Origin of the sequence: Rhodovulum sp. FJ3 (assembly GCF_032918305.1) — a bacterium.
In the GTDB taxonomy this organism is placed as follows: Bacteria; Pseudomonadota; Alphaproteobacteria; order Rhodobacterales; family Rhodobacteraceae; genus SAT37.
The window spans coordinates 39,430-65,002 of the sequence record NZ_JAWJUU010000010.1; the positions used below are offsets into that span (position 1 = coordinate 39,430).

Annotated in this window: 26 protein-coding genes and 1 riboswitch; of the genes, 16 read left to right on the forward strand and 10 right to left on the reverse strand. The window is 62.1% G+C overall.

Annotated elements, in window-relative coordinates; genetic code table 11:
- The first annotated feature begins 8 nt into the window (after window positions 1-8).
- The 5 genes from R1W00_RS17440 to R1W00_RS17460 all read left to right on the forward strand — a co-directional run bounded on the left by R1W00_RS17440 (window position 9) and on the right by R1W00_RS17460 (window position 4,951).
- The gene (locus tag R1W00_RS17440; protein WP_317264054.1) at window positions 9-2,246 is read left to right on the forward strand and encodes a calcium-binding protein; all 2,238 of its coding nucleotides are present in this window, start codon (window positions 9-11) and stop codon (window positions 2,244-2,246) included.
- A gap of 104 nt (window positions 2,247-2,350) precedes the next feature.
- Window positions 2,351-3,124, forward strand: a complete 774-nt coding sequence (locus tag R1W00_RS17445) for an ABC transporter ATP-binding protein (protein ID WP_317264055.1) — start codon at window positions 2,351-2,353, stop codon at window positions 3,122-3,124.
- Window positions 3,099-3,716, forward strand: a complete 618-nt coding sequence (locus R1W00_RS17450; protein ID WP_317264056.1) for an energy-coupling factor transporter transmembrane component T — start codon at window positions 3,099-3,101, stop codon at window positions 3,714-3,716. The genes R1W00_RS17445 and R1W00_RS17450 overlap by 26 nt, the downstream gene beginning before the upstream one ends.
- A gap of 9 nt (window positions 3,717-3,725) precedes the next feature.
- Window positions 3,726-4,271, forward strand: coding sequence for a biotin transporter BioY (locus R1W00_RS17455; RefSeq protein WP_317264057.1), 546 nt, complete (start codon window positions 3,726-3,728; stop codon window positions 4,269-4,271).
- The gene (locus tag R1W00_RS17460) at window positions 4,268-4,951 is read left to right on the forward strand and encodes a nitroreductase (RefSeq protein ID WP_317264058.1); all 684 of its coding nucleotides are present in this window, start codon (window positions 4,268-4,270) and stop codon (window positions 4,949-4,951) included. Before R1W00_RS17455 ends, R1W00_RS17460 begins: the two co-directional genes overlap by 4 nt.
- On the opposite strand, the gene R1W00_RS17465 is transcribed toward R1W00_RS17460, so the two are convergent.
- Complete coding sequence (locus tag R1W00_RS17465; RefSeq protein ID WP_317264059.1) at window positions 4,948-6,051, reverse strand: thiolase family protein; 1,104 nt, start codon at window positions 6,049-6,051, stop codon at window positions 4,948-4,950. The two genes, R1W00_RS17460 and R1W00_RS17465, sit on opposite strands and share 4 nt — an antisense overlap.
- Complete coding sequence (locus tag R1W00_RS17470; RefSeq protein WP_317264060.1) at window positions 6,048-7,241, reverse strand: AMP-binding protein; 1,194 nt, start codon at window positions 7,239-7,241, stop codon at window positions 6,048-6,050. Before R1W00_RS17470 ends, R1W00_RS17465 begins: the two co-directional genes overlap by 4 nt.
- A gap of 89 nt (window positions 7,242-7,330) precedes the next feature.
- Here R1W00_RS17470 and R1W00_RS17475 point away from each other — a divergent pair, with 89 nt between their 5' ends.
- From R1W00_RS17475 to R1W00_RS17505, 7 genes are all read left to right on the forward strand, one after another.
- Window positions 7,331-7,534, forward strand: coding sequence for a PLD nuclease N-terminal domain-containing protein (locus R1W00_RS17475; RefSeq protein ID WP_317264061.1), 204 nt, complete (start codon window positions 7,331-7,333; stop codon window positions 7,532-7,534).
- A 197-nt stretch (window positions 7,535-7,731) separates the two neighbouring features.
- Window positions 7,732-8,379, forward strand: a complete 648-nt coding sequence (locus tag R1W00_RS17480; protein WP_317264062.1) for an XRE family transcriptional regulator — start codon at window positions 7,732-7,734, stop codon at window positions 8,377-8,379.
- 145 nt (window positions 8,380-8,524) lie between these two features.
- Window positions 8,525-9,415, forward strand: coding sequence for a glutamine amidotransferase family protein (locus R1W00_RS17485; protein WP_317264063.1), 891 nt, complete (start codon window positions 8,525-8,527; stop codon window positions 9,413-9,415).
- Between the two features lie 3 nt (window positions 9,416-9,418).
- Window positions 9,419-10,102 (forward strand): GXGXG domain-containing protein, encoded by a 684-nt coding sequence (locus R1W00_RS17490; RefSeq protein WP_317264064.1) that lies wholly within the window; start codon window positions 9,419-9,421, stop codon window positions 10,100-10,102.
- Window positions 10,103-10,105: 3 nt separating this feature from the next.
- Complete coding sequence (locus R1W00_RS17495; RefSeq protein ID WP_317264065.1) at window positions 10,106-11,431, forward strand: FMN-binding glutamate synthase family protein; 1,326 nt, start codon at window positions 10,106-10,108, stop codon at window positions 11,429-11,431.
- A gap of 67 nt (window positions 11,432-11,498) precedes the next feature.
- Window positions 11,499-12,827, forward strand: a complete 1,329-nt coding sequence (glnT, locus tag R1W00_RS17500) for a type III glutamate--ammonia ligase (RefSeq protein ID WP_317264066.1) — start codon at window positions 11,499-11,501, stop codon at window positions 12,825-12,827.
- An 81-nt stretch (window positions 12,828-12,908) separates the two neighbouring features.
- Window positions 12,909-13,589: a GntR family transcriptional regulator gene (locus R1W00_RS17505; RefSeq protein ID WP_317264067.1), complete on the forward strand. Its 681-nt coding sequence runs from the start codon at window positions 12,909-12,911 to the stop codon at window positions 13,587-13,589.
- Here the strand turns inward: R1W00_RS17505 and R1W00_RS17510 are convergent, their stop codons facing one another.
- A complete protein-coding gene (locus R1W00_RS17510) occupies window positions 13,590-13,964 on the reverse strand; it encodes a hypothetical protein (protein WP_317264068.1) in 375 nt (124 codons plus the stop codon).
- Between the two features lie 214 nt (window positions 13,965-14,178).
- Window positions 14,179-14,311: riboswitch (FMN riboswitch) on the forward strand.
- Window positions 14,312-14,388: 77 nt separating this feature from the next.
- Here R1W00_RS17510 and R1W00_RS17515 point away from each other — a divergent pair.
- Window positions 14,389-14,865, forward strand: coding sequence for a 6,7-dimethyl-8-ribityllumazine synthase (locus tag R1W00_RS17515; RefSeq protein WP_317264069.1), 477 nt, complete (start codon window positions 14,389-14,391; stop codon window positions 14,863-14,865).
- Window positions 14,866-14,938: 73 nt separating this feature from the next.
- Here R1W00_RS17515 and nadC read toward each other — a convergent pair whose 3' ends face one another.
- From nadC to nadA, 3 genes are read right to left on the reverse strand one after another with little or no spacing between them, the layout of a single operon-like run.
- Window positions 14,939-15,784: a carboxylating nicotinate-nucleotide diphosphorylase gene (gene nadC / locus R1W00_RS17520; RefSeq protein ID WP_317264070.1), complete on the reverse strand. Its 846-nt coding sequence runs from the start codon at window positions 15,782-15,784 to the stop codon at window positions 14,939-14,941.
- Window positions 15,781-17,352 carry an L-aspartate oxidase gene (locus R1W00_RS17525; RefSeq protein WP_317264071.1) on the reverse strand — a complete coding sequence of 524 codons (1,572 nt, stop codon included), beginning with the start codon at window positions 17,350-17,352 and terminating at the stop codon, window positions 15,781-15,783. The genes nadC and R1W00_RS17525 overlap by 4 nt, the downstream gene beginning before the upstream one ends.
- Before the next feature lie 7 nt (window positions 17,353-17,359).
- Window positions 17,360-18,403, reverse strand: a complete 1,044-nt coding sequence (gene nadA / locus R1W00_RS17530) for a quinolinate synthase NadA (protein WP_410901577.1) — start codon at window positions 18,401-18,403, stop codon at window positions 17,360-17,362.
- Window positions 18,404-18,808: 405 nt separating this feature from the next.
- Between nadA and R1W00_RS17535 the strand changes: the two genes are divergently transcribed.
- Together R1W00_RS17535 and R1W00_RS17540 are read left to right on the forward strand one after the other, a co-directional pair.
- Window positions 18,809-19,768 (forward strand): glutathione S-transferase family protein, encoded by a 960-nt coding sequence (locus R1W00_RS17535; protein WP_317264073.1) that lies wholly within the window; start codon window positions 18,809-18,811, stop codon window positions 19,766-19,768.
- A 105-nt stretch (window positions 19,769-19,873) separates the two neighbouring features.
- Window positions 19,874-21,415, forward strand: coding sequence for a phospholipase D-like domain-containing protein (locus tag R1W00_RS17540; RefSeq protein WP_317264074.1), 1,542 nt, complete (start codon window positions 19,874-19,876; stop codon window positions 21,413-21,415).
- Window positions 21,416-21,506: 91 nt separating this feature from the next.
- On the opposite strand, the gene R1W00_RS17545 is transcribed toward R1W00_RS17540, so the two are convergent.
- The 4 genes from R1W00_RS17545 to R1W00_RS17560 all read right to left on the reverse strand — a co-directional run bounded on the left by R1W00_RS17545 (window position 21,507) and on the right by R1W00_RS17560 (window position 24,907).
- Window positions 21,507-22,040: a PRC-barrel domain-containing protein gene (locus R1W00_RS17545; RefSeq protein ID WP_317264075.1), complete on the reverse strand. Its 534-nt coding sequence runs from the start codon at window positions 22,038-22,040 to the stop codon at window positions 21,507-21,509.
- A gap of 146 nt (window positions 22,041-22,186) precedes the next feature.
- On the reverse strand, window positions 22,187-23,137 hold the full coding sequence (locus R1W00_RS17550; RefSeq protein WP_317264076.1) for a hypothetical protein: 951 nt from the start codon (window positions 23,135-23,137) through the stop codon (window positions 22,187-22,189).
- A gap of 94 nt (window positions 23,138-23,231) precedes the next feature.
- Window positions 23,232-24,119, reverse strand: a complete 888-nt coding sequence (locus tag R1W00_RS17555) for a helix-turn-helix transcriptional regulator (RefSeq protein WP_317264077.1) — start codon at window positions 24,117-24,119, stop codon at window positions 23,232-23,234.
- Window positions 24,120-24,226: 107 nt separating this feature from the next.
- Entirely contained in the window at window positions 24,227-24,907 is a 681-nt protein-coding gene (locus R1W00_RS17560; RefSeq protein WP_317264078.1) for an AraC family transcriptional regulator, read from the reverse strand.
- Window positions 24,908-24,998: 91 nt separating this feature from the next.
- Between R1W00_RS17560 and R1W00_RS17565 the strand changes: the two genes are divergently transcribed.
- A complete protein-coding gene (locus R1W00_RS17565) occupies window positions 24,999-25,538 on the forward strand; it encodes a peroxiredoxin-like family protein (RefSeq protein ID WP_317264079.1) in 540 nt (179 codons plus the stop codon).
- Window positions 25,539-25,573 lie beyond the last annotated feature (35 nt).

A 25,573-nucleotide genomic window follows, 5' to 3' on the forward strand; every position in this document is an offset into this window, starting at 1 on the left:
ACGAGGGTATGTTCGGCGCCATCAGTGTCGGCCGTTCCGATTTTGACGAGTTTATTACCGACTTTGAGTACGTCGGTGCAAATCATATTCGCTGGCCCGGCGGCACGTTTGCCGAAGAGGGCGGGTACGATCCCGAAACCGGCGAATTTCATACCCACGCTGAGCCCGGCGATGAGCCGGGGTACAGTCTGGATTATCCCGATCTGATCCATCCTGACCTCGCTGCCCAAGGGGCGGCGGGTCTCAGCGATGTGCTGGCTTATGGCGTCGAAAACGGGGTCTCTGTGTCGGTGATCCTGCCGACCGACCCCTATGTAGATGATCCCGCAGCCGCCTATGATGCGACAATGCAGTTCCTTGAGGATCTGTATGTGAACGGCACCTATGGCGAGGTTCCCGCCGATGTCACGCTGGACATCGGGAACGAGCGTTACGAGGATCCGGCCAATAACTATGGTCCGGTGGCCAAGGACATGCTGCATGCTGTAGCCGATTTCCGCGACGCAAACCCCGAAGTCGATTTCGATATCGGCCTGCAGAGCATGCAGACCGGTGCAGACAGCCGCGCGCTTGTCTCGGTTTTTACCGATCCTGACCTGCCTGCGGATGAACAGAACCTGCTGGCCGAGGTGGACGTGATCCGTCACCACGCGCTGCAGCAGAACCTTGACGACAGCAACGCCCACGGGTCGTGGGACCTCGAAACCATTCGCTATTACCGGATTGATCCGTTGGTCGATGCGGTTGTGGACGCGGGCGGTGTCGAGCCCGAGATCGATTTCTCGGCGTGGTCGGTCAACAGTGAGGACGCACAGGACGGCGGCGCCGGTCTGTCGGCGGCAAGCAACATGCTGTCGAGCTTTACCAGCATGCTGGAACTGGGCGCGGATCAGGCGTCGGTCTGGGGTCTGAACGTGGGCACGGGTAACGATACGGTTCTGACCTATGACGGTGAGGACGGCGCGCGGGAAACCACCGCCGCGGCCGAGACCTATCGCCTGATGTCCGAGAGCATCGTCGGCATGAACATGGTTGAGGACGAGGCGCTGGATAACAACCGCGCCGATCCCTACCAGATGTACGCCTTTGTCGACGAAGACTCGGCTGTGATCTTTGCAAGCGCGAATGAGTTCGAAGGCGACAGCTATGAGCTGACCATTGATCTGGACGGGTTTGGTGACATTGCACTGGTTGAGGCCGTGTATGTCCGCACCGAAGACGGTACCCCCGAGGGCGCGGTCGTTGATCCCGAAAGCACCTATGAGGTTCTGCCGGTCGGCGAGGGCAACACGATCACCATCACCTTTGGCCAGCCCTATGAGGTTGTTCGCCTGATCGTGCATGAAGATGTGCCCGTTGATGACGGTGGTGACGACACCCCGATCGACGATGATCCGGGCGATGTTATCGTACCGGTGGTCGATGAAAACCTGATCGGCACCAGCAGCGCGAATGACCTGACCGGTGGCGCGGGCAACGACACTCTGGACGGTCGTGGTGGCAACGACACCCTGACCGGCCTTGATGGCGACGATAATCTTATCGGTGGCGGCGGCGCGGACGTTCTGGACGGCGGCAATGGTATCGACGACATCCGCGGTGGCGGTGGCAACGACGATATTATCGGCGGCGCAGGCGACGACAGCATCCGCGCAGGTTCGGGTCGCGACTCGATCGACGGTGGCGAGGGCAACGATTGGATCTCGGCCAGCTCGGGCAACGACTATGTCGATGGCGGTGCCGGTGACGACCTTCTGAAGGGTGGCAAGGACGATGACACCATTCTGGGTGGCGAAGGTGATGACACGATCCGTGGCGAGAACGGCGATGACCTGCTGATCGGCGGCACGGGCACGGACGAATTCACCGGCGGTGACGGTGCCGATACCTTCCGTCTGGATACGCTGACCGAAGATGCGGGTGACGTGATCACCGACTTTGATCCGCTGAACGACGTGATCGAACTGGACGGGTTTGACGGTGAATCCGTGGACATTATCATGACCGACACCGACAGCGGTCTGCAAATCGTGGCGGGCGAGGCACATGTCCTGTTGCAGGGCATCACCTCGGACGACCTGACCACAGACAGCTTTGTCTGGGGTGGTGAAACAACCGCAGCCGTCGAAGACAGCGGGACCAGCTTCCTCAAGTCGCTGTTCCTTGATTACACCGCCGACGACGTAGACGTCCCCGAAGAGGACGACGCAACGGACAACGGCGATCTCTTCGACTTCTTCGCCTGAGACCTGTCGAGCAGTTAGGCGCGCGTAGGGAAACACCCTGCGCGCGTCGACTTGTGTCTAAGGCTGGCGCAAACATCCGGTTGGACCGTTTGCTTGGGCGGCGAATGCTGATATTCGGGCAACAGACAACGCCCGAGGACCCCGTGCCCCAATCCACACCCCCTTTGATTGAGGTTTCCGACCTGCGCTATGCGCCGCAGGGGCGGGTGATCTTTGACGGGCTGAGCGTGTCATTGGACGCGCGGCGCATCGGCATCATCGGGCGCAACGGGTCTGGCAAAACCACGCTGGCGCGGATGCTGGGCGGGTTGATCGAACCGGATCAGGGCCGCGTGCGCGTGTCGGGGATCGATGTGGCGGGCGACCGGCGCACGGTTCTCAAACGCATCGGAATCCTATTTCAGAACCCCGATCACCAGATCATTTTCCCCACCGTGGATGAGGAAATCGGGTTCGGCCTGCGCCAATTGGGCCATCCGAAATCCGCCATTCCGGACATGGTGAACGATGTTCTGGCGCGGTTTGACAAGACCCATTGGCAAGGCCGGATCATCGCCGAACTGTCCCAAGGTCAACGGCATCTTGTCTGTCTGATGGCCGTTCTGGCGATGGGGCCGGATGTATTGATTCTGGACGAACCTTTTGCGGGGCTCGACATCCCGACACGGATGCAGCTGACCCGCTATCTGAACCTGAGCGATGCCTCGATCATTCATGTGACCCATGATCCCGCGGATTTGGGGGGGTATGACACCGTGTTCTGGCTGGACGGCGGGGCGGTGCGGGCGACGGGCACGCCAGATCAGGTGTTGCCGGTGTTCGTGGACGCGATGACGAAACTGGGGACGGGCGATGATATCTCTGACCTCACCGGTTGAAACCCGCGCCCATGGCTGGCCTGCCGGGGCCAAACTGGCCGCGCTGTGCGTCAGTACGGTGTTGCTGTTCCTGTCCGATGACCTGTGGGTGCAGGGCGGCGCGTTCATTGCGGTGATGGCGGGGTATCTGGCGCTTGGCGGGATGGATTTCCTGCGCGCGGGTTTGCGATCGCTGAAAATCCTGACGATGTTTTTGGTGATCATCGCGGTCTGGCACGCGGTGACGGGGACGTGGGTGGACGGCGCGGTTGTTGCGCTGCGCCTGTTGGCCGCCGTCAGTCTGGCCAATCTGGTGACGATGACCACGCGCCTGACCGATATGACCGATGTTGTGGCGAAACTAACGAAACCGTTAGCGATAATAGGCCTGAACCCCCGTCTGTTAGAGCTTGCGATTGCGCTGGTGATCCGGTTTACACCTGTGCTGATCGAAAAGGGCACGGCCCTGAACATGGCGTGGCGGGCACGGTCGCACCGGCGACCGGGATGGCGGGTGATCCTGCCGTTTGTGGTGCTGGCCATTGATGAATCCGATCACGTTGCCGAGGCCCTGCGGGCACGGGGCGGCGTGATCCCGCAGAACACGGACTAAGGACATCCTATGGAACGCAATTTGACGATGATCGCCCTGTTTGCCGCGCTGATTGCTGCGCTGGGCCTTGTGCCGAAATTCACGCTGGCCTTTGGCGTGCCGATCACCGCGCAGAGCCTTGGTGTGATGCTGTGCGGCACCGTTCTGGGCGCGAAACGCGGGTTTCTGGCGGTGGCGCTGTTCATTCTGCTGGTCGCGATGGGCCTGCCCCTGTTGTCAGGTGGGCGTGGCGGTATCGCGCTGTTCTCTTCGCCGTCGGGCGGGTTCCTGATCGGGTTTCCCTTTGCGGCATTCGTGACCGGTCTGGTCATGGAAAAATGGCGCGGCGCGTCGGTTGGCGTGACCGCCGGTGTGGCGTCGATTATCGGCGGCATCATCGTTCTCTACGCATTCGGCACGGTTGGCCTGTCGATCGCATTGGACAAAGGGTTGGTTGAGGCCGCGTTGCTGAACACCGCCTTTGTGATCGGTGACGTGATCAAGGCCGTGATCGCCGGTGCCCTGACCGGTGCGTTGGCGCAGGCGCGTCCCGCCGCGCTCTTGTCCCGCGCATGAGCACGGCGTCCGACCTAGAGGAACTGCTCTTCGGGCGGCGCTCGGTTCGGGCGTATCTGGACCGGCCCGTGCCGCGTCAGATAATTGAACGTCTGGCGCGCGCGGCGCGCTCTGCCCCCAGCGGGGCGAACCTGCAGCCGGGGTCACTACACATCCTGACGGGCGCGGCGTTAACCGCCCTGTCGGACAACATCACCGCCGTCGCCGCGTCCGGCGCGCCGATGGCCGATGAATATACCTATTTCCCGAAACCCATGCCGACCCACCTAAAAACGCGCCAGCGTGAGGCGGGTTATGCCCTTTATTCCGCACTGGGGATCGACCGGCGCGATCTTGAGGGGCGGCGCGACCAGTTCCTGCGCAATTACCGGTTTTTCGATGCGCCGGTCGGGATCGTGGTGACGATTGACCGCGACATGGGGGCGGGCTGTTTCATGGATCTGGGGATGTTTTTGATGGCATTCCTGATGGCGGCCCATGACGCGGGCCTTGGGGCGACGGGGATTGGCGCGCTGGCCAATTACGGGCCCGAGGTCGCCGCGCATCTGGACCTGCCTGTCGATCAGATGGTCGTTTGCGGGATTGCGGTGGGCTATGCCGATCCCGATCACCCCGCGAATACCGTGCGGACCACCCGCGAACCGTTGGACGTGTTCACGCGATTTTACGGGTTCGATTAGACCTGCGCGCGCAGGATCATCGCACTGCCCAAACCGCCCGCCGCCGCAATAGCCGCAAGGCCTGTCGCCCCGTCCCCCGCGTGGATCAGGTCGGAAAAGAGGCGCGTCGCCAGTATCGCGCCGGATGCCCCAATCGGATGCCCCCGCGCCAAAGCCCCGCCGCCGGTGTTCACCCGATCCATGGGCAGGTCCGCGCCACGGACACAGGCGATGGCTTGGGCAGCATAGGCCTCCATCATTTCGATGTGGGTCAGATCATCGGGCGTCAGACCGGTCTGTGCCATCACCCGCTCCATGGCAGGCAGGGGCGATAGGGTCGGCGTTTCCGGTGCCGCCCCAACCGTCGCCGTGCCCAGCATGATCAGATGCGGTGCATCGGGACGGGTGGCGGACAGGGTGACAAATGCCGCACCATCGGCGGCAACGGCGGTCGTCGCCGTGGTGATGTCACCGGCCAGAACCGGCGCGCGGGCGGCCAGTTTCGGCGTCAGATCGCGGGTGAACGCATCGCGGGTTAGGCCCGCCAGCGGTACGATTTCGGGATGTGTCGCGACGCGGGCGTGCGCGTGGCTGCGGATGGCGAAATCATCCTGTTCGGCGCGGGTGATGCCGGAATCGCGCGCCATATCGGCGGCGGCGGTGGTCATGTCGGGATCTCGGTCGGGCCACGGGGCAAAGGGCGGCTGATCATAGGCCTCAGGCTCGCGCCCATCGGTAAAGGTCCGCAGGCGCAGGGGGCGGCGGCTGTAACTTTCTACCCCGCCCGCGATCACGATATCCGCCTGACCGGCCGCGATCATCGCATGGCCAAGGGTAATGGCGTCCAGACCACCGACGCATTGCCGGTCAACACTCAGACCCGCCACGGATAGGGGCAGACCGGCGGCCAATGCCGCGACGCGCGCGGGGTTTCCGCCCCCGCCGATGGCATTTGCGGCGATGACCTCATCCACCTGATCGACGCGCAGGCCCGCCCGTTCCACCGCTGCGCGGATCACCGGCGCGGCAAGCTCGTGCAGGTCCAGCGCGGCAAATGCGCCGCCGCGTGGGGCGATGGGGCTGCGTGCGGCGGCGGTGATATAGACGGGACGCAGGGTCATACGTCCCCTCGTGCCATGGCGGTCAGGGTCTGTAAATCCGCTTTACCCGCAGGCAATCGGGGCAGGGCGTCGATCACATGGATGCGTGCGGGGACAAAGGCAGGGGGCAGGGCGTCGCGCAACGCGTCGCGCACCACGTCGGGATCACCTGCGCCCTCAACCCACGCGATCAGGCGATGAGCCCGCAGCCGGTCGGGCACCGCGACAACGGCGGCGTCGGTGACACCCGAGATGGAGCGCAGGGCACCCTCGACCCGCTCGGGAAAGACATTCACATCGCCAACCGTCACCATCCGCGCGGCCCGCCCCGCAAGGTACAGGAAACCATCCGCATCCAGATGGCCCATTTCGCCGATGCTGACCCCCATGGGGCCGTGTTGCGTTTGGCCGTCCCCGCCACTGTCATAGCCATCGAACAGATAAGGCCCATCGACCCAGATCGCGCCGATCTGACCAGTGGGCAGTGGGGTATGTCCGTCCGCAATGGTGATCCGCACCGCCGGATAGGCGCGCCCGACCGAACCGGTAGGCGTATCGGGCGTGGAAAGGGTGACAAAGCTGGTCTCGGCCGCGCCAAAGAATTCATGCACCTGTGCCTCGGGCGCAATGGCGGCCAGCGCGCCGCGCTCCCCTCCGGTCAGGATGCCGCCCCCCGTCACCACATGGCGCAGGTCCGGCAGGGGCGGGGCCATCGCCGCGATCAGGCGCAAAAACGTCGGCGTGGCATAGAGGACGGATGCGCCGTTCAGGGCGCTGAGACGGTCGCGCGACATCCGGTCCCCCAACATCACCGCCACACCGCCAAGCGCCAGCGTTTCGCACAGAGCATAGGTCGTCAACGAATGCGCCATACCACCCGCAATCACCACCCGCGTGCCCGCGCCGATCTGAAACAGGCGGGCGTTTTGCGCGAAACTGGCGGTCCAACTGGCATGGGTCCGGCGGATGATCTTTGGCGCGCCGGTGCTGCCCGATGTTTGGGTCAGGATGGTGCGCGCGTCCTGATCAATGACCATCCCGCCGGTGATTTCAAACCGTCCGGAATCCGCGCGCATCGCGTCCAGAATGGCCGCCGCCCCGATGTCCGCAACGTCCTGAACCACGGCGCCATTGGCGGCGCGCAGGCGGGTCGGAAGGGGGGCGGGCTTTACGGTGTTCATGGCGGTGTTGTGCCCGAATGATCGGCCCATGCCAAAGGTTTTTGGAACCTTATCGCCGCTGTCCGCGTTGTCCTTTCAACAGCCCCTGTTGGGGCGCACGCAATTTAAAGGGACACGTTATGGAAATGAATCTGTTTCAACTAAGCGGCTTTGGCGGTCTGATTGTACTGGCTCTGGCCATTTACGCACTGGTGTCGATTTTTGGGTCGAACGCGTCGAACGGGACCAAGGCCCTGTGGGCGCTGGTGGTGATCCTGCTGCCGCTCATCGGCTTTATCGCGTGGCTGATTGCCGGTCCGCGCAGCGCCGCGTCGCAGGTATAAAAAAAACGGCTCCACACAGTCGCCGAAAGGTGCCCTCCCGTTAGGCGACTGATGAAAACCCGACAGGTTTCTGTCGGGTTTTTGTTTGTTCGGTCGGGGTGTGGCGGTTTGTGGGGTTGCCTAGCCGTTAAAAACCGCGTCTTTTCTTTCCTGACAGGAAATTTTTCGCCCCCGTTGGGCAATAGGTGCTGTGTTTTATGACCGCCAAGACGGACACGCCGAATGGCAAGCTGACCCAAGATCCCCATGCACTCCGCGAACCGCGCGAAAAGAACCTAGAGGTCGCAATTGGCCGTCAGGTGCGTGAATTGCGCAAGCGTCAGCGGATGACCGGATCAGATCTTGCAAACGAAACGGGTCTGTCCGTGGGGATGCTGTCCAAGATCGAGAACGGTGTGATTTCGCCGTCCCTGAACACGTTGCAGGTTCTGGCCGACGGGTTGCGGGTTCCGTTGATTCAGCTGTTTTCGGGCTATGAAGAAACGCGCGGGGCCATGCACGTCAAGGCCGGTGAGGGCGTTGAGGTCGACCGCGCGGGCACGCGGGCGGGGCATCAATATCACCTGCTGGGCCATATCGGGTCGAACAATTCGGGCGTGGTGGTTGAACCCTATATGATCGTCCTGACCGATAGCAGCGACCGCTTTCCCACGTTTCAGCATGAAGGCCTAGAGTTCCTGTATGTGTTGGAGGGGCGTGTCGGATATCGCCACGGCGACACGATCTATGACCTCGAACCCGGCGATAGCCTGTTTTTCGATTCGGATGCGCCCCACGGTCCCGAGGATTTGCGCGAATTACCTGTGCGCTATCTGTCGATCATCACCTATCCGCAACAGCGCTAGGGCGGTTTTGCCCGATTTTTGGGCAGTGTTCCCGATAGGACAGAAATATTCCTGATAGGAAATAAAATATATTGCAGGGCAAGTTCGCCTCCCGCTAGTCAAAGGCAGGCGCCAAGCGCGCCGGATTGATTACGGAGGCACGAATATGTGCGGCATCGTTGGCCTGTTCCTGAAAAAGGACGACATGCGCCCGCAACTGGGCACCTTGCTGAGCGATATGCTGATCACCATGACCGATCGCGGACCCGATAGTGCGGGCGTGGCGATCTACGGGGCGGAAACCCCGGGTCAGGTAAAGATCACGATCCAATCGGACACGCCCGATGTGGCCTATGACGGGTTGATCGCGGCGATGGCGACCGAAATCGGTGTGACCCCCGATCTGCGCCGTGTGGATACCCATGCGGTCCTGACTGTGGCCGAGGCGGATGAGACCGCCGCGCGCGATTGGCTGATGGCGCGTGGACTGCGGATCATGGGGGCCGGTCACGCCATGGAAATCTACAAAGAGGTGGGCCTGCCCGCCGATGTGACCGAACGGTTCGGGTTGCGCGCGATGGGCGGCAGCCACGGCATCGGACACACCCGCATGGCCACTGAATCCGCCGTCACGACCGATGGCGCGCACCCGTTTTCGACCGCCGACGATCAATGTCTGGTCCATAACGGATCCCTGTCCAACCACAACCAGATGCGGCGCAAGCTTGCCCGTCAGGGCGTGCACACCACATCGGAAAACGACACCGAGGTGGGGGCCGCTTATATCTCGGCGCGGATTGCGGGGGGCGATAGCCTTGGCGAGGCGCTTGAGGGCACGTTGCGCGATCTGGACGGTTTTTTCACCTTTGTCACCGGCACCCGCAACGGGTTCGGCGTGGTCCGCGATCCCATCGCCTGCAAACCCGCCGTTATGGCCGAAACCGACGATTATGTCGCCTTTGCCAGCGAATACCGCGCCTTTGCCGACCTGCCGGGGATTGAGGGCGCGCGCGTCTGGGAACCCGAACCGGCCACCGTCTATTTCTGGGAGCGCTAAGTCATGAGCACAATCGATATGGCCCAAACGCCCCTGCGGCAGGTCAATGAAACATTGCAGGCACAGGCGCTTGCCGGTGCGAATGCGGATTACACGCTGGACAATCCGCGCGGCGCCCACGCGGTTGCGGTGGGTCTGAACGGGCCGCTGTCGGTGCGGGTGAACGGGTCCACGGGGTATTACTGTGGCGGCATGAACAAAGAGGCCACCATCACCGTTACCGGTTCCGCCGGTCCGGGTGTGGCCGAAAACATGATGTCGGGCACCGTCGTGATCGAGGGTGACGCCAGCCAGTACGCCGGTGCCACAGGGCATGGCGGTTTGTTGGTGATCAAGGGCAATGCCTCATCCCGCTGTGGCATCTCGATGAAGGGCATCGACATCGTCGTTCATGGCAACATCGGCCATATGAGCGCGTTCATGGCGCAAAAGGGCAATCTGGTCGTGCTGGGCGATGCGGGCGATGCGCTGGGCGATAGCCTGTACGAGGCGCGCCTGTTCGTGCGCGGCTCGGTCAAATCCCTAGGTGCGGATTGCATCGAAAAAGAGATGCGGCCCGAACACCTGACCCTATTGGCCGATCTGTTGGCCAAGGCGGGCGCGGATGCCAAACCCGAAGAGTTCCGCCGCTATGGCTCGGCCCGCAAGCTCTATAACTTTAACATCGACCACGCCGGAGAATACTAGGCCATGGACAAGACACCACCGACCATGCCGCGCCAGTCGTGGACCTTTTCCAACGAGGTGAACGCCGAAATCCGGCGCGCCGCCGCGACCGGTATTTATGACATCCGCGGGGGCGGGGCGAAACGGCGTGTGCCGCATTTCGACGACCTGCTGTTTCTGGGGGCCTCGGTCAGCCGCTATCCCCTTGAGGGTTATCGCGAGACCTGCGGGACCAAGGTGACCCTTGGCACACGGTTCGCCAAGAAACCGATCGAACTGGACATCCCGATCACCATTGCGGGGATGTCGTTCGGGTCGCTCTCTGGTCCGGCCAAAGAGGCCTTGGGCCGTGGCGCGACCTTGGCCGGCACCTCGACCACAACCGGTGATGGCGGCATGACCGAAGAGGAACGCGGCCATTCCGAAAAGCTGGTCTATCAATACCTGCCGTCGCGCTATGGGATGAACCCCGACGATCTGCGCCGCGCCGACGCGATTGAGGTCGTCGTGGGCCAAGGCGCGAAACCCGGTGGCGGGGGGATGTTGCTGGGCCAAAAGATCACCGAACGGGTCGCAGGGATGCGCGATTTGCCGGTCGGGATTGATCAGCGGTCCGCCTGTCGTCACCCCGATTGGACGGGGCCGGATGATCTGGAGATCAAGATCCTTGAGCTGCGCGAAATCACCGGTTGGGAAAAGCCGATCTATGTAAAGGTGGGCGGTTCTCGCCCGTATTACGACACCGCGCTTGCGGTCAAGGCGGGGGCGGATGTGGTCGTCCTTGACGGGATGCAGGGCGGCACGGCGGCGACACAGGATGTGTTCATCGAGCATGTGGGACAGCCGACGCTGGCCTGTATCCGTCCGGCGGTTCAGGCGCTTCAGGATCTGGGGATGCACCGTGAGGTTCAATTGATCGTATCGGGCGGCATTCGCACCGGCGCGGATGTGGCCAAGGCCTTGGCCCTTGGCGCGGATGCGGTGTCGATCGGTACGGCGGCCCTGATTGCGCTGGGCGATAACGATCCGAAATACGAGGCCGAGTATAACGCGATGAACACCACGGCGGGGGCCTATGATGACTGGCATGAGGGACGCGATCCCGCCGGTATCACCACACAGGACCCCGATCTGATGGCGCGTCTTGATCCGGTTGAGGGCGGTCGCCGCCTGCGCAACTACCTGTCGGTGCTGACCCTTGAATGTCAGACGCTGGCGCGGGCCTGTGGGCACAATCACGTCCACAACCTTGAACCCGAGGATCTATGCGCCCTGACGATGGAGGCCGCCGCGATGGCGCAGGTCCCGTTGGCGGGCACCAACTGGTACCCGGGCAAACCGGGGTTTTGAAACACGACTGGGGCGCGCGGGACACCGACGCGCCCTTTGCACATGTAACAGGGAAAAGAGGGGCGGTTTGATGGTTGATCTGGCTGCATTTGCCCAAGAGAAGGGCGTCAAATATTTCATGATCTCGTTCACCGACCTGTTCGGCGGACAGCGGGCGAAGCTGGTGCCCGCCGCGGCGATTTCCGACATGGTGGTCGAAGGCGCGGGCTTTGCGGGCTTTGCCACGTGGTTGGACATGACGCCCGCGCATCCCGATATGTTGGCCGTGCCGGACCCGTCCACGGTGATCCAACTGCCATGGCGGCCCGAGGTCGCGTGGGTCGCCGCCAACTGTGTGATGGAGGGGCAAGAGGTCGCTCAGGCCCCGCGTAATGTTCTGCGCAAGCTGGTCGCGCGGGCGGCGGACAAGGGGCTGCGCGTCAAAACGGGGATCGAGGCCGAGTTCTTTTTGCTGACCCCCGAAGGCGATCAGATTTCCGATCCGGCCGATACGGCGGTCAAACCCTGTTACGATCAACAGGCAGTAATGCGCCGCTATGACGTGATCGCCGAGGTCTGTGATTATATGCTGGATCTGGGCTGGGGCCCCTATCAGAACGACCATGAGGACGCGAATGGCCAGTTCGAAATGAACTGGGAATTCGACGACGCGCTGGTCACGGCGGACAGGCATAGCTTTTTCAAATTCATGGTGAAATCGGTCGCGGAAAAGCACGGGTTGCGCGCGACATTCATGCCCAAACCGATTGAGGGCCTGACCGGCAATGGCTGTCACGCGCATATCTCGGTCTGGAATATGGACGGGACCACCAACGCCTTTGCCACCGACCCCGATCCGGCGGGCGGTCCGACTGCCGAGCTGGGCCTGTCGGAACAGGGTGCGCAGTTCCTTGGCGGCATCATGAAACACGCCGAGGCCTTGGCCGCGATCACCAATCCGACCGTGAATAGCTATAAACGCATCAACGCGCCCCGCACCCTGTCCGGTGCCACATGGGCGCCGAATACCGTGACGTGGACCGGCAACAACCGCACGCATATGGTCCGCGTCCCGGGGCCGGGGCGGTTCGAACTGCGCCTGCCCGATGGGGCGACGAACCCCTATCTGTTGCAATCGGTGATCATCGCCGCCGGTCTGTCGGGTATCGATAGCGCCGCCGACCCCGGTCCGCGCCATGACATCGACATGTACGCCGAGGGTCACACGGTGACAGACGCGCCCAAACTGCCGCTGAACCTGTTGGACGCGATCCGGTGGTTTGATGCGGATGAAGAGTTGAAACAGATGCTGGGCAATGAATTTTCGTCCTCTTACGTCAAGATGAAGATGCAGGAATGGACGGATTACATGACCCATTTCTCGCAGTGGGAGCGCGATAATACACTCGACATCTAGGTGCCAAATTTCTGGCACCCGCGTGGGTGTCAGAGGTTTTGCCAAACGCGCCTCTGGGTGTAATCTGAACGAATGGATCAGGTGAACACAGACCGCGAACCGGCCCCGTTTGCGGGCAAACCCACCGTTGCGGGACGGTTGGCGGATGTTCTCTGCGAACAGATCGTCGCGGGCGATCTGGCGCCGGGTCGGTCGTTGAACCTGGATCAGATGCGTCTGGCCCATGGGGTCAGCGTGTCCAGCATGCGCGAGGCGATGACGCGTCTGGTTGCGCTGGGCCTTGTGCGGCAAGAGGCGCAAAAGGGCTTTGCGGTCGCGCCCATGTCGGCGGCGGACCTGTCCGAGATCACCACCCTTCGTGCGGAATTGTTGCCGCTGGCCCTGCGTCAGTCGATCCGGCAGGGCACACTGGATTGGGAAGCGGCGATCATGGCCGCGCTCTATCGTCTGCAGCGTATTGAACAACGCCCCGTCAGCGCGACCCAGATCGACGATTGGGAAACCGCGCATGACGCGTTTCACGCGGCCCTGCACGGGGCATGCGGGATGCCGCACCTGGATCAGATGCTGCAGCGCCTACAGGTGATGCACGACCGGTATCGCCGGATCCTGTTTCGCGATGCGCCTAGCCAGAGCAATCAGCACGATGAACATACCGCAATTGCACAGGCGGCGGTCGAACGCGAGGCGGATCGAGCGGGGGATTTGTTGCGCACGCATATCATGCGCACCGGCCTTGCGCTTGCGTCGCGGCTGACTTGATCAGCAGGCCATGCGCATGTGATCGTGGGTGATGAACTCGGGGCGGATTTCGATCCCGATGGACAGATCATCCAGACCCTCACGCTGTTCCAGCGCGTTTTGCAGGTTCAGATCATCCACACGGCGGATCACGCCGTTTTCCGTGTGATAGCCGAAAATCTGGTGACGTCCGAAATCCGAAGCACACAGGATATGCAGCGCCTCAATCACGGTTTCGCTCTCGCCCAGACGGCATTGCAGCAACTCGTCCAGCGTCACAAACGGCACACCACGGTTCAGGGCGTCATCAACGAATCGCCCAATGGCCAGAGCAGCACGCCCCGCAGGCTCGCCGCCGCACTGATCCTCAATGCAGGATGTGGTATAGCTATCCATGAAACGCCCCCAAGCGCTATCCAAACGAGTGGTGCATATATACCAAAAGTGACTCGTCTACACCATCGGTGATGTTTCGCGCGGGGCAAAATGCGCGGTTTTTCAACGCGTTTTCATCCCTGCGTTGCGTATAGGCGCACCGTCCATTCGTCGTAGGCGCACGCAAAGGTGACGTTTTTGACATTGATCACCGTCAAGGTGACGCCTAAATTGGGGATATTCTCAGGGCGGGGTGAAATTCCCCACCGGCGGTTACAGCCCGCGAGCGCCCCTTGGCATCAAGGGGGTCAGCAGATCCGGTGAAATTCCGGGGCCGACGGTCATAGTCCGGATGAAAGAGAATTGGCAGATGGCGTGCGCCCGTGGTGGGTGTATTCTGTTTGTTGCGCTCTGGGATCTTGTCATTTGGAAAGGATCAAGAGCGATGACAAAATCCCCTCAGAAGATTGCCTTTATCAAGGCACGTTGGCACTCGGACATCGTTGACCAGGCTCTGGTCGGCTTTAAGGCCCGTTTGGCCGAACTGGGTATCGAAAACGAGGTCGTGGCGATTGACGTGCCCGGCGCGTTTGAAATGCCCCTGCTGGCCCAAAATCTGGGTCAGACCGGTGAATACGCTGTGATTGCGGCGGCGGCACTGGTGGTTGATGGCGGCATCTACCGTCATGATTTCGTGGCTCAGGCGGTTGTGACCGGCCTGATGGAGGCCCAGATGAAAACCGGCACGCCGGTTCTGTCGGTCTCGCTGACCCCGCACCACTTCCAGCCCAGCGAAGAGCACATCACCTTCTACACCGAGCACTTTGTGAAGAAGGGCCGTGAGGCTGCGGATGCGGCTGCTGCGGTGATGGAAATCTATGGCGAGAACGCACCGGCCTTGACCGCCGTTTCGGCCGCCTAAGGTTTCGAACGTTTAAACGAAAACCGCCGCGCCCATCGGGGTCGCGGCGGTTTTTGCGTTTATGGGCTTGGGATCAGAAATCCAGACCCAGATCGGTACAGCCCGCGGAATGGGTCAACGCGCCAGACGAGATATAATCGACGCCCGTCGCCGCGACCTCGGCAATGCGGGGCAGGGTCATGTTGCCCGAGGCCTCTAGCACAAGGCGCCCGTCTGTCATCGCCACTGCTTGGCGCATTTGATCGTTGTTCATGTTGTCCAGCAACACCACATCCGCGCCGCCGGTCGCCAGAACCTGTTCCAGTTGGTCCAGCGTATCGACCTCAATCTCGACACGCATCATGTGGCTGGCGTTGGCCTTGACCGCATCCAGAACCGGCACGATGCCACCGGCGGCGGCGATGTGGTTGTCCTTGATCAGGATGGCGTCAGACAGGCTGAACCGGTGATTGAACCCACCGCCGTGCAGAACCGCCTGTTTCTCGACGATCCGCAGACCGGGGGTGGTTTTGCGGGTACAGGTGATGCGCGCCTTGCTGCCCTTGGTTTCGGCCACGAATTGCGCCGTCAGGGACGCAATCGCCGTCATCCGACCGGCAAAGTTCAGCGCGACACGCTCTGCCGATAGGATCGACGCGGCCGAGCCTTCGATCGTCATCAACACATCGCCCGGCGCACAGGGCTGACCGTCATCAAGGATCGTCTCAACCCGCAGACCCGCGTCCAGCATGTGAAACGCCATGCGCGCGACCTGCATCCCGGACACGATGCCGGCCTCACGCGCATTCAGACGCGCGGTATAGGTTGTGCCCTCGGGGATCACGGTGCGGGTGGTGATATCGCCATAGGTCCCCAAATCCTCGGCCAAGGCGGCGCGGATCATCGGGTCCAGAACCAGATCGGGCAGACGAGCGGTCATGCGGTTTCCTTTGCTGCGTTGGCCCGAATGCTCAGGGCCTTTTCCAATGTCATGCTGGACCGGACGCCGGTGTCGCCGTCGGTTTCGGGGAAATCGGACCGGCAATGCGCGCCGCGGCTTTCCTGCCGGATCAGAGCGCTTGCCGCGATCAATGTCGCGGTGGCGGTCATGTTCAACAGGGCATCGCAATCGGGCTGGGCGGCCTCAATCGCGGCGATGCGAGTCAGGGCGGTTTTCAGGCCGCCCGCGTCGCGCACCACGCCGACGCAATCGGTCATCGTGCGGCGCAACTCGGCCACCAGATCGGCGCGGGGCGGTTCACCTGCGGTGTCAAACGTCAGGTCCAATTCCGGCGCGTCACCGGCCACGTCACGCAATGTGTCCTCAATCGAACTGGCCGCGCGGCGGGCATAAACCAGCGCCTCAAGCAGACCGTTCGACGCAAGGCGGTTCGCGCCGTGCAGGCCGGTCGACGCGGCCTCACCACAGACCCACAAATTGTCCAGCGTCGCGCGCCCCTGATCGTCCACATCAATCCCGCCCATGTGATAATGCGCGGCGGCGGCCACAGGGATCGTGCCCGCGACGGGGTCGATCCCCGAGCGGGCACAGGCCGCCGCAACGGCGGGAAATTCGCTTAGGATGCGTTCACCCAGCACCGCGCGGGTGTCCAGCGCGGGACGCTTGCCCGCCTGTGTCTGGGCATAGATGCCACGCGCCACGATATCGCGCGGCGCCAGTTCGGCGTCGGGATGGATCGCTTGCATGAACCGTTCGCCATCCGCGTTGACCAGAATCGCGCCTTCGCCGCGCAACGCCTCGGTCGCAAGGGGCGCGGGATCCTCGCCGCAATCAATGGCGGTCGGGTGGAATTGCACGAACTCAGCATCGGCGATCACCGCACCGGCGCGGGCGGCCATGCCGATCACCTGACCACGGATGCGCGGCGGGTTGGTCGTCAGGGCAAACAGGCCCCCCGATCCCCCACCGGCCAACAGATGCGCCGCCCCACGGATCAAAACGGGCGCGGACCGGTCATCGCCTGCATGGGCGACATAGATGCCGGTGACGCGGTTCTCTGTGACCTCAAGCCCCGTGGCCAACGTCCCCTCAAGCACCTGAATAGACGGGGTTTCGCGGACCTGCGCGATCAGGGCACGCATGATTTCCGCACCGGCCTGATCGCCCTGCACCCGCACGACGCGGGCGAAACTGTGGGCGGCCTCGCGGGACATGACGTATTCGCCGCTTTCGGTGCGATCAAACGGGGTGCCCAGCGACGTCAGGCGCAGGATATGCGCGCGCGCCTCGGCGGTGACGGTTTGCGCGACGGTTTCGTCCACCGTTCCCGCACCTGCGCGCACCGTGTCGGTGGCGTGGTTGGATGCGCTGTCCCGTTGGTCCATTGCTGCGGCAACGCCGCCTTGGGCCCACGCGGAACTGGCCCCTTCGCCAAGGGTCTCGGGCGAGATCATCACCACAGGGCGCGGCGCAAGGGTCAGCGCGGCATAGAGCGCCCCAAGGCCCGCGCCAACAATCACCACCCGATCGGTGGACTGGACGGACATAGCGGTCTTAGAGCCCCAGCTTTTTCGACAGGTCGATCATGCGTTGAACCGCCTCACGGGCCTTGTCGGCGACGGCGGGGTCGACCTCAATCTGGCCGGTCATGGTGTGCAGCGAATACAGCACCTTTTCCAGCGTGATTTTCTTCATATACGGGCACATGTTGCACGGGCCCACGAAATCCACATCCGGCAGGTTGTCGGCGATGTTGCTGGCCATCGAGCATTCGGTGACAAGCATCGCCTTTTCGGGGCGTTCGCGCGTCACATAGTCGATGATGCCGCTGGTCGAGCCGCTGAAATCCGAGGCCTCAACCACATCCGGCGGGCATTCGGGGTGCGCGATGATGCGCGTGCCGGGGTTCCATTCGCGGAAATCGTTGATGTCTTGGGCGGTGTATTGTTCGTGCACGATGCACGAGCCTTCCCACCAGACGACGTTCTTTTCCGGAACCTGATTGGCGATGTTCTGGGCCAGATATTGGTCGGGCGTCATGATGATCGTGTCACTGTCCAGCGCGGCGACGATCTGGGCCGCGTTCGACGAGGTACAGCAGATGTCGGAGGCCGCTTTGACCTCGGCGGTGGTGTTCACATAGGTAACCACGGGCGCGCCGGGGTATTTGGCGCGCATTTCCTCGATGCCGGCGGCGGTGATGCTTTCGGCCAAGGAACACCCGGCCTCCATATCCGGCATCAGAACCGTTTTGGACGGGGACAGGATTTTCGACGTCTCGGCCATGAAATGCACACCGCATTGCACGATGACGTCGGCCTCGACCTTGGCGGCCTCAATGGCCAGTTGCAGGCTATCGCCGACCACATCCGCGATGCCGTGATAGATTTCCGGCGTCATATAGTTGTGGGCAAGGATGACCGCGTTGCGCTTGGCCTTGAGCTCGTTGATCGCCTTGATGTAGGGCGCGTAGATCGCGAAATCCGGTGGCGTTACCACACGGTCCATACGGGCATAGATGTCTGACATGCTGGCGGCCAGCTCGGCCGAGGGCGTCAGGTCATAGGCGTCCTTTAGAACGCTGCGAACATCAGTCATATCAAGCAAGATAGGGTCCTCCCCAAGCGGTGCATTGGTCCTTTTGCACCTGCGGCCCGTGCCGCCCAAAAGTTAAACGGTGCTTGGTCAAAACACCCGAAACCGCGAACCGTTGTTTTAAGGATATTTGCCTGATCGTCAATAAATTGAACCCCTCACGCAGGTTTTTAGGGGCTGGTTTACGCATTTAGCGCCACCATGACGCGATTTCGGGGGGTATAAGGCGTGTTTTCCTGAATAGCCGGTCAAAAACAGAGGGATAAGCGGCGAATGGCCACTTGTGGTGATTCACTGTCCAATCTGATTGCGAACGAAATGGTGATAGTCATTCGCGATATTCGCCATTTTGTGTCGGGATGCGCCGTGCCACATTGCCCCTAACACGACAACCCAAGGAGAATTCAGATGTTGGTCAATGGCCGTTGGAGCGATGAATGGCACCCCGTACAGAAAGCGGACGAAAAGGGGCGGTTCGTGCGCCAGACCTCGTCGTTTCGCAACTGGATCACGCCCGATGGTGAACCCGGTCCGACCGGCACCGGCGGGTTCAAGGCCGAGGCGGGGCGCTATCGTCTCTATGTTGCGCTGATCTGTCCGTGGGCGTCGCGGGTTCTAATTGCGCGCAAACTGAAAGGTCTGGACGAGGTTTTGCCGATCACCGTTGTGAACCCCGCGCTGTCTGATCAGGGCTGGGCGTTCGGTGGCTATGACTGCGCAGATGAGGATCCGTTGTTCGGTGCGAAACACCTGCACGAACTCTATACCCGCGCCGATGACACGTTCACCGGTCGCGCCACGGTTCCGGTCCTGTGGGACACGAAAACCAACACCATGGTCAATAACGAGAGCGCCGACATCCTGCGCATGCTGGACACCGCGTTTGACGGTGTGGTTACGCCGACCCCGTCCTATTACCCCGAAGACCTGCGCGACCAGATCGACGCGATTGCGCCGCGGATGTATGACAGCCTGAACAACGGCGTCTACAAATCCGGTTTCGCCAGCAGCCAAGAGGCCTATGACGAGGCCGTCGCCGGTGTGTTCAACATGCTGGACGAACTCGAAGACACCATTCAGGGGCCGTTCCTGTTCGGTGACCGCGTGACCGAGGCCGATATCCGTCTGTTCGTGACGCTGGTGCGGTTTGATGCGGCCTATCACGGGCTGTTCAAATGTAACCTGCGCGAAATCGCGGAATACCCGAAACTCAGCGCGCTGCTTGAGGCGATGATCGCCCTGCCGGGTGTGGCGGAAACCGTGAATATGGATCACATCACGCGCGGCTATTATTCGATCAAGGCCCTGAACCCGAACGGCATCCGTCCCGTCGGCCCCGCCCATATCGACCGCCTGCTGGCCGCCTAAGGCAAAAAATTCCGAATTGGCGCATCTTTTGTCGTGGTGATGCGTTACATAGATACCCCGTCCATCTGGGCGGGGTATTTATTTGCACAGGGATCACCGCCACAGATGAGCACCACGGACGCCGGATTTCAAGACGCCATTCTGATCACCGCGTCCGAGGCCTATCCGGCCTTTGAACGTGCTGTCCTGGGGGCCGAGCGTGAGATCATCATGGGCTTTCGCGTGTTCGATCCCCTGACACGCTTGCATAGCACCGAGGCCCGCGCGGTCGGGCGCACGTGGGCCGATCTGATCGAGCATGTGCTGAACCGTGGGGTGGATATCACCCTGATCCTGTCCGATTTCGACCCTGTTGCGGCGACAGACCTGCATCGCGCGACATGGAAAACCATGCGCATCCTGTGTGGTATCCGCGAATTGACCCATGCGGGCGCGGGGCAATTGACCGTGCGCCCGATGCTGCACCCCGCGCGGGTCGGCGTTTTGCCGCGCCTTTTGTTCGCGCCCTTTGTCTCGGCCAAGATCGGCAAGCTGCGCCGTGGCTATGACGCCTTGGGCAAGGGCAAGCGCAAGTCCGCCCTGAACAAGGTTCCGGGCGTCAAATATGTCCTGAAACATCTGAACGGGTTCAGCGTGCCGTCCTATCCCGTCAGCCATCACCAGAAACTGGCGGTCATCGACGGGCGGTATTTGTATATCGGTGGTCTGGACCTTGATGAACGGCGGTTCGACGATCACGACCACGAACAGGCCGCCGATCAGACATGGCATGATGTGCAACTGTTGCTGGACGATCCCGACCGCGCGACGGCGGCACGGGGCCACCTGATGCGGATGGCCGATGTCGTGGCGGGTGACGCCGATCCCGAACCCACCCCCGGCATTTTGCGCACCCTGTCCCAAGCACGGCACAAATCCCAGTTCTGGCACATGTCGCCGCGCACCGTGGTGAATGATATCGAAACCACCTATCACGCGCGCATCCGTGCCGCGCAGAACCTGATCTATATTGAGACACAGTTCTTTCGCGACCGCGCCATGGCGCGAGAGCTGAGCGATCGGGCGCGCACCTGTCCCGAGTTGCGCCTGTTTCTTGTCCTGCCCGCCGCCCCCGAGAGCGTGGCGTTCCGCGATGATCCGGCTTTGGACGGGCGGTATGGCGATCATTTGCAGACCAAATGCCTGCGCAAACTGCGCCGCGCCTTTGCTGAGAGGTTACTGATCACCAGCCCCGTGCAACGCCGCGCCTCATCGGCCACGCGGACGCCCGGTGTGCGCTCAACCCTGTCCGGCGCGCCGGTGATCTATGTCCACGCCAAAGTGGCGGTGTTTGACCAAACCGCCGCGATCGTGTCTTCGGCGAACTTGAACGGACGCTCGCTGCGCTGGGATACCGAGGCGGGGGTCGAGATTGACCAACCGGATCAGGCCCGTGTTTTGCGTGACCGGTTGTTGCGCCATTGGATGGGGGATTTGGGCGACGTTGGATCGGATTCGTCTGTGTGGTTCGATAAAACCGCCGAAATGATCCGTGCCGAGGCAACCCATGCCCCCAGCACGCGCAGCACCCTATTGGTGCCCCATGACATTGCGGCCGGTGCCCAGACCGCCGTGCCCGTCCCCGGTATGCCGCCCGAAATGGTCTAAAGCGGTGGGTTAGACACGAAAAAGGCCGCCCTCCGGGACAATGGAGGGCGGCAGATCGGTGTTCGTTGGGGAGAAACACCGTTGGGGTTCGTTAGCCTTGCAGCTCGGCGCGGGTTTCAACGGCCTCGGCATCGACTATGACAATCACGTCGTCGGGATTATCCATGGCGCGCATGATCTGAACCTCATCGACCATGACGGTCACGTCGGTTTCACCGATACCCAGAAAGCCACCGATGCTGATCACGGCCTGTGCGACTTGACCGTCGTCGGTCAGGATCAGGTCGGACACCTCACCGATTTTATCGGTGTTGTCGGTGCTGGTGGCGGCAGTAGCATCCACCACGGGCGCACCATATAGGGTCTCGGCCGAAATCGTGCCGGCGACCATGGGCAGATAGCCATCGACGTCCACTTCGGGTTTCGTCCATGCCTGCATCTTTTCGCCGAACTCGGTCACGGACTCACCGATGGCCTCATGGGCGTCTTCGGCGGCGGTGGTGACCTGTTCGGTCAGGGTCGGCTCGTCGGTCTTGAGGATAAATTCGCTATCCACAGCGTTTTCGGCCATGATCGGCGTGCTGGCCAAGATCAGTGCGGCGGTTGTTGTCATGAGCTTCGACATGTCGGGCTCCTCTCAAATGTCGGTACATCTTGCGGCAATGGCCGCGCTTCGAGGAGTTAACGTTCGGCCCACGCAAAGAGTTCCGCAAAAAAATGGCGGCCCCGCTGAGGACCGCCAAAAATGTTCTGGGATGGGAAATGCACCCGTTAGGGCAGGGCGATTTCCAGAATGCGATAGGTGTCGGGCGCACCGGCCTCGGGGTCGAACAAGTGGTCCAACTGCCCCTCAACCACATAGAGGGTTTCGCCGTGGATCGCCGCCGTGGTGGGCACGTTCAAGTCGGGCGCGATGGTGTGCAGGTTGGCGTGGTCGCCCTCCAGATTGATCACGGTCAGCGCACCGCGCGCGCCTTTTTGCAGGCCGCCGCCCTCAACCACCAGAAACTCGTGATCACCCAGCGCCAGCAACCCGTCGGGGAAGTTCAGTTTGCGTTCCATATGGATTTGCGTCACCGCGCCAGACGTCCCATCGGCGTTCACTTCGGCCTTGAACATGTCACCGGCGTTGTACTGCACGAAATAGACCGCATCGCCGTCCACATCGATCCCGTTCAGGGCGATGCCTTGGCTGACGAAACGCTCATCCTCAAGCCAGACGGTCAGGTGATCCGCACCGGGGGCCAGCGCATAGATTCGCGGCGCGAAAGAGTCGGTCACAAGGATCGTGCCATCGGCCATTTCCGCGATGTCGTTGCAGAACCCGCCGCCGGGGATTTCAAACCGGCCAACGGCGTCGCCACTGATGCGGTCAAAGGCGACTAGGGCCGGCGCGGCCTCACCGGTGTGCACGGCAAACCCCGGATCGGACGAACAAGCCATGACGCGGCTGTCGTCGCCGGTCACGTGGACGCCCACGGTGGTGACCATGCCGTTTGCGCCGGATGCGGCGAATTCGGTCACGGCCTTGGTTTTCGGATCGATGGCGACCAATGCGCCTTGGGTCAGACTGCCGGTGTAGATCGTGCCGTCTTTGGCGATACCGATGCCTTCGGGGGCAAAGGTCGGATCGGCCAGTTCGATGGCAGATGCGGCCAGTGCCGTTTGTGCGCCAAGGGTCAGGGCCAACGCGGCAACGGTCAGTTTGAAATGGTTGGTCATCGGGAATGTCCTGTGTTCGATGTCGATGACAGGACAGTATGATCGGGGTGATCCGCGCGCGCGCCGCGTTCGGCCAGCGTTGCGCCCGAACCGGTCAGACGGGGCGCGCCAATGCCACCACGTCGCCACCACCCGCGCGCCGTGTCTGGCGCAACTCCACCGGTGACAGGCCAAACCGCAACCGGAACCGCTCGGCGAACCGCGATTGGGACTGATACCCACAGGACATTGCGACCTGCGCGATCTGTAGATCGGTTTCCAGAACCTGCACCAAACCAGAGTCCAGCCGCACCTTTTCAAGCACCTCGCGGAAGCCGACGTTCTCGGCGGTCAGGTGACGGCGCAGGGTGCTTTCACTGAGGCCAAGGCGCGAACACACCTCTCCGATACGCCACTCATGCGCGGGGTCCAGCAGGAACAGCGCCTGCAGTTTTTGCGACCAGCTGTCGCTCTGGCCCAGCAGCAGGTTCCCGCCATATCCGTGACGCGCCAGCAACAACAGAATTTCCAGCAACCTGTGGCGGCTGTGGCTGGCATCCGTGCCATAACGCGCGGCCCAATCGACCCATGCCGCCAGCGCGTCTAGCAAGAACCCCTGCACCGGCATTTGCCATTTCGGGGACGTGTCCCATTCGGCGAACTTGGACCCGTAGATTTGGCGAAACTGCTGAATGGTTTCGGCGTCAAAACGCAGGGACGCCGCAAAGAACCGTCCGGTTTTCGGATCGGGACGGGTTTCAACGCGAAACTCGGTATTGGCGGGGATCAGGATCACCGCCCCCTTGATGGAGACATAGGTGCTGTCGCCAATGAACACTGTTTTTTCGCCCTCCAACGCCATGGTCAAGACGGGCATGGGCATGTTCAACGACCGCAGGGATTGCGGCCGCAGACAGGCGTTCAGGCCCAGATGCGCAGAAGATGGCGTGCCGCGCAGGACACGGGCCAGATCAGAGGCGCAGAGAGGATTGGGCAGGGCCATGGCGTGTCCGTTCTATGGGGGGAAAGGGTGTCGGCCTGACGATCTTAACGGGGTGTGCGTGGTCTGGCGCGCCCGAAACGGTCAGGGATGCGCCGCAACCGGTCATGTCACGCGGCCCGATCCGTGGCGCGCAGGGCGCGGGAAAAGGCCTCGGTCGAGCCATATCCGTAACGCCGCGCGACGGTGCGGGTCTTTTCGCCTGCTGCCAGATCCTGACGCGCGCGGGTCATGCGGAATTGGCGCAGGTAACTGGCGGGCGGCATGCCGAGAACCTTGGCAAACCGCGCCATAAAGGCGGACCGCGACATGCCCGCAAGGGTCGCCATGCTCTCAACGCTCCAGTCATGGGCGGGATCGTCGTGCAAAGCGACCAGCACGCGCGACAGGCGTGCATCGGCCAGCCCCGCCAGAATCCCCGACGTCACCGCGCCTTGTTCAATCGCATTGCGCAGGATGTGAACGATGATCGCCTGTACATAGCCCTGCATCAACGTCGCCGTGCCACAGCGCGGGCGTGACACCTCGGCCAAGGCAAGGTCGATCAGCGGGCGCAGGGGATGATCCGCCCCGATCCGCACGGCGGGCATGTCCGACCACAGGTGTTCAATCCAGACCCCGCCGCCGACCTGTGCCCCCAGACGCACCGGTGCATCCACGGGCATCGCATCCGGCGGTCCCACGGCCACGCCGCCCGCACATTCCCAGATCATCAGGTTCGCATGCGCGATCCCATCACCAACGGCATCCACCGTCAGACCCGGCATCAGGGCGGCCAAGCGGTCGGTCATAATCAGGACTTTCGATCAGGTAATAAGGACAAATTCTGATCAAATATCCACCATCTCAGGGGGTGACGCAACATAAACGATGAGGAAGCCCATGTTGATCCCGCGCCAGAAAACCCCTGATCTGTCCCTGCCCTTGGTCGGAGGTGGTCAGTTCACCCTGTCCTCCGAAGGGGCCGAGCGGGGCACGGTGATCGTGTTCTATCGCGGTCTGCATTGCCCGATTTGTGCGACCTATCTGAAGGAGCTGGAAGAGCTGACGCCTGAGTTCAACGCGCGTGGTGTGACCACCGTCGCCGTCAGTTCGGACGGGGAAGAGCGCGCCGCCGGTATGGTCGAAAAGATCGGGGCCAAGAACCTGCGCGTGGCCTATGACCTGACCCTGCCTGCTGCGTGGGATGATTGGGGTCTGTTCATCTCGACCTCGCGCGGGAAGACGTCCATCGGGATCGAAGAGCCGGCGCTGTTTTCCGAGCCGGGTCTGTTCATGGTGACGCCGCAGCAGACGCTGTTCTATGCGTCTGTGCAGACGATGCCGTTCGTGCGGCCGCATTTCTCGGAATTGGTTGGGGCGCTCGATTTCGCGATCAAGAACGATTATCCAGCGCGTGGGGAATATACTGCCGCGCTGTAATCAGAAAAGAAAAGCGCCGGTACGGATCGACCCTA

What these genes read in the sequence shown, in the direction of transcription:
- R1W00_RS17440 (WP_317264054.1), top strand. Translation starts at nt 9, where the DNA reads ATGTTCGGCGCCATCAGTGTCGGCCGTTCCGATTTTGACGAGTTTATT.
- R1W00_RS17445 (WP_317264055.1), top strand. Translation starts at nt 2,351, where the DNA reads ATGCTGATATTCGGGCAACAGACAACGCCCGAGGACCCCGTGCCCCAA.
- R1W00_RS17450 (WP_317264056.1), top strand. Translation starts at nt 3,099, where the DNA reads ATGATATCTCTGACCTCACCGGTTGAAACCCGCGCCCATGGCTGGCCT.
- R1W00_RS17455 (WP_317264057.1), top strand. Translation starts at nt 3,726, where the DNA reads ATGGAACGCAATTTGACGATGATCGCCCTGTTTGCCGCGCTGATTGCT.
- R1W00_RS17460 (WP_317264058.1), top strand. Translation starts at nt 4,268, where the DNA reads ATGAGCACGGCGTCCGACCTAGAGGAACTGCTCTTCGGGCGGCGCTCG.
- R1W00_RS17465 (WP_317264059.1), bottom strand. Translation starts at nt 6,051, where the DNA reads ATGACCCTGCGTCCCGTCTATATCACCGCCGCCGCACGCAGCCCCATC.
- R1W00_RS17470 (WP_317264060.1), bottom strand. Translation starts at nt 7,241, where the DNA reads ATGGGCCGATCATTCGGGCACAACACCGCCATGAACACCGTAAAGCCC.
- R1W00_RS17475 (WP_317264061.1), top strand. Translation starts at nt 7,331, where the DNA reads ATGGAAATGAATCTGTTTCAACTAAGCGGCTTTGGCGGTCTGATTGTA.
- R1W00_RS17480 (WP_317264062.1), top strand. Translation starts at nt 7,732, where the DNA reads ATGACCGCCAAGACGGACACGCCGAATGGCAAGCTGACCCAAGATCCC.
- R1W00_RS17485 (WP_317264063.1), top strand. Translation starts at nt 8,525, where the DNA reads ATGTGCGGCATCGTTGGCCTGTTCCTGAAAAAGGACGACATGCGCCCG.
- R1W00_RS17490 (WP_317264064.1), top strand. Translation starts at nt 9,419, where the DNA reads ATGAGCACAATCGATATGGCCCAAACGCCCCTGCGGCAGGTCAATGAA.
- R1W00_RS17495 (WP_317264065.1), top strand. Translation starts at nt 10,106, where the DNA reads ATGGACAAGACACCACCGACCATGCCGCGCCAGTCGTGGACCTTTTCC.
- R1W00_RS17510 (WP_317264068.1), bottom strand. Translation starts at nt 13,964, where the DNA reads ATGGATAGCTATACCACATCCTGCATTGAGGATCAGTGCGGCGGCGAG.
- R1W00_RS17515 (WP_317264069.1), top strand. Translation starts at nt 14,389, where the DNA reads ATGACAAAATCCCCTCAGAAGATTGCCTTTATCAAGGCACGTTGGCAC.
- nadC (WP_317264070.1), bottom strand. Translation starts at nt 15,784, where the DNA reads ATGACCGCTCGTCTGCCCGATCTGGTTCTGGACCCGATGATCCGCGCC.
- R1W00_RS17525 (WP_317264071.1), bottom strand. Translation starts at nt 17,352, where the DNA reads ATGTCCGTCCAGTCCACCGATCGGGTGGTGATTGTTGGCGCGGGCCTT.
- nadA (WP_410901577.1), bottom strand. Translation starts at nt 18,403, where the DNA reads ATGACTGATGTTCGCAGCGTTCTAAAGGACGCCTATGACCTGACGCCC.
- R1W00_RS17535 (WP_317264073.1), top strand. Translation starts at nt 18,809, where the DNA reads ATGTTGGTCAATGGCCGTTGGAGCGATGAATGGCACCCCGTACAGAAA.
- R1W00_RS17540 (WP_317264074.1), top strand. Translation starts at nt 19,874, where the DNA reads ATGAGCACCACGGACGCCGGATTTCAAGACGCCATTCTGATCACCGCG.
- R1W00_RS17545 (WP_317264075.1), bottom strand. Translation starts at nt 22,040, where the DNA reads ATGTCGAAGCTCATGACAACAACCGCCGCACTGATCTTGGCCAGCACG.
- R1W00_RS17550 (WP_317264076.1), bottom strand. Translation starts at nt 23,137, where the DNA reads ATGACCAACCATTTCAAACTGACCGTTGCCGCGTTGGCCCTGACCCTT.
- R1W00_RS17555 (WP_317264077.1), bottom strand. Translation starts at nt 24,119, where the DNA reads ATGGCCCTGCCCAATCCTCTCTGCGCCTCTGATCTGGCCCGTGTCCTG.
- R1W00_RS17560 (WP_317264078.1), bottom strand. Translation starts at nt 24,907, where the DNA reads ATGACCGACCGCTTGGCCGCCCTGATGCCGGGTCTGACGGTGGATGCC.
- R1W00_RS17565 (WP_317264079.1), top strand. Translation starts at nt 24,999, where the DNA reads ATGTTGATCCCGCGCCAGAAAACCCCTGATCTGTCCCTGCCCTTGGTC.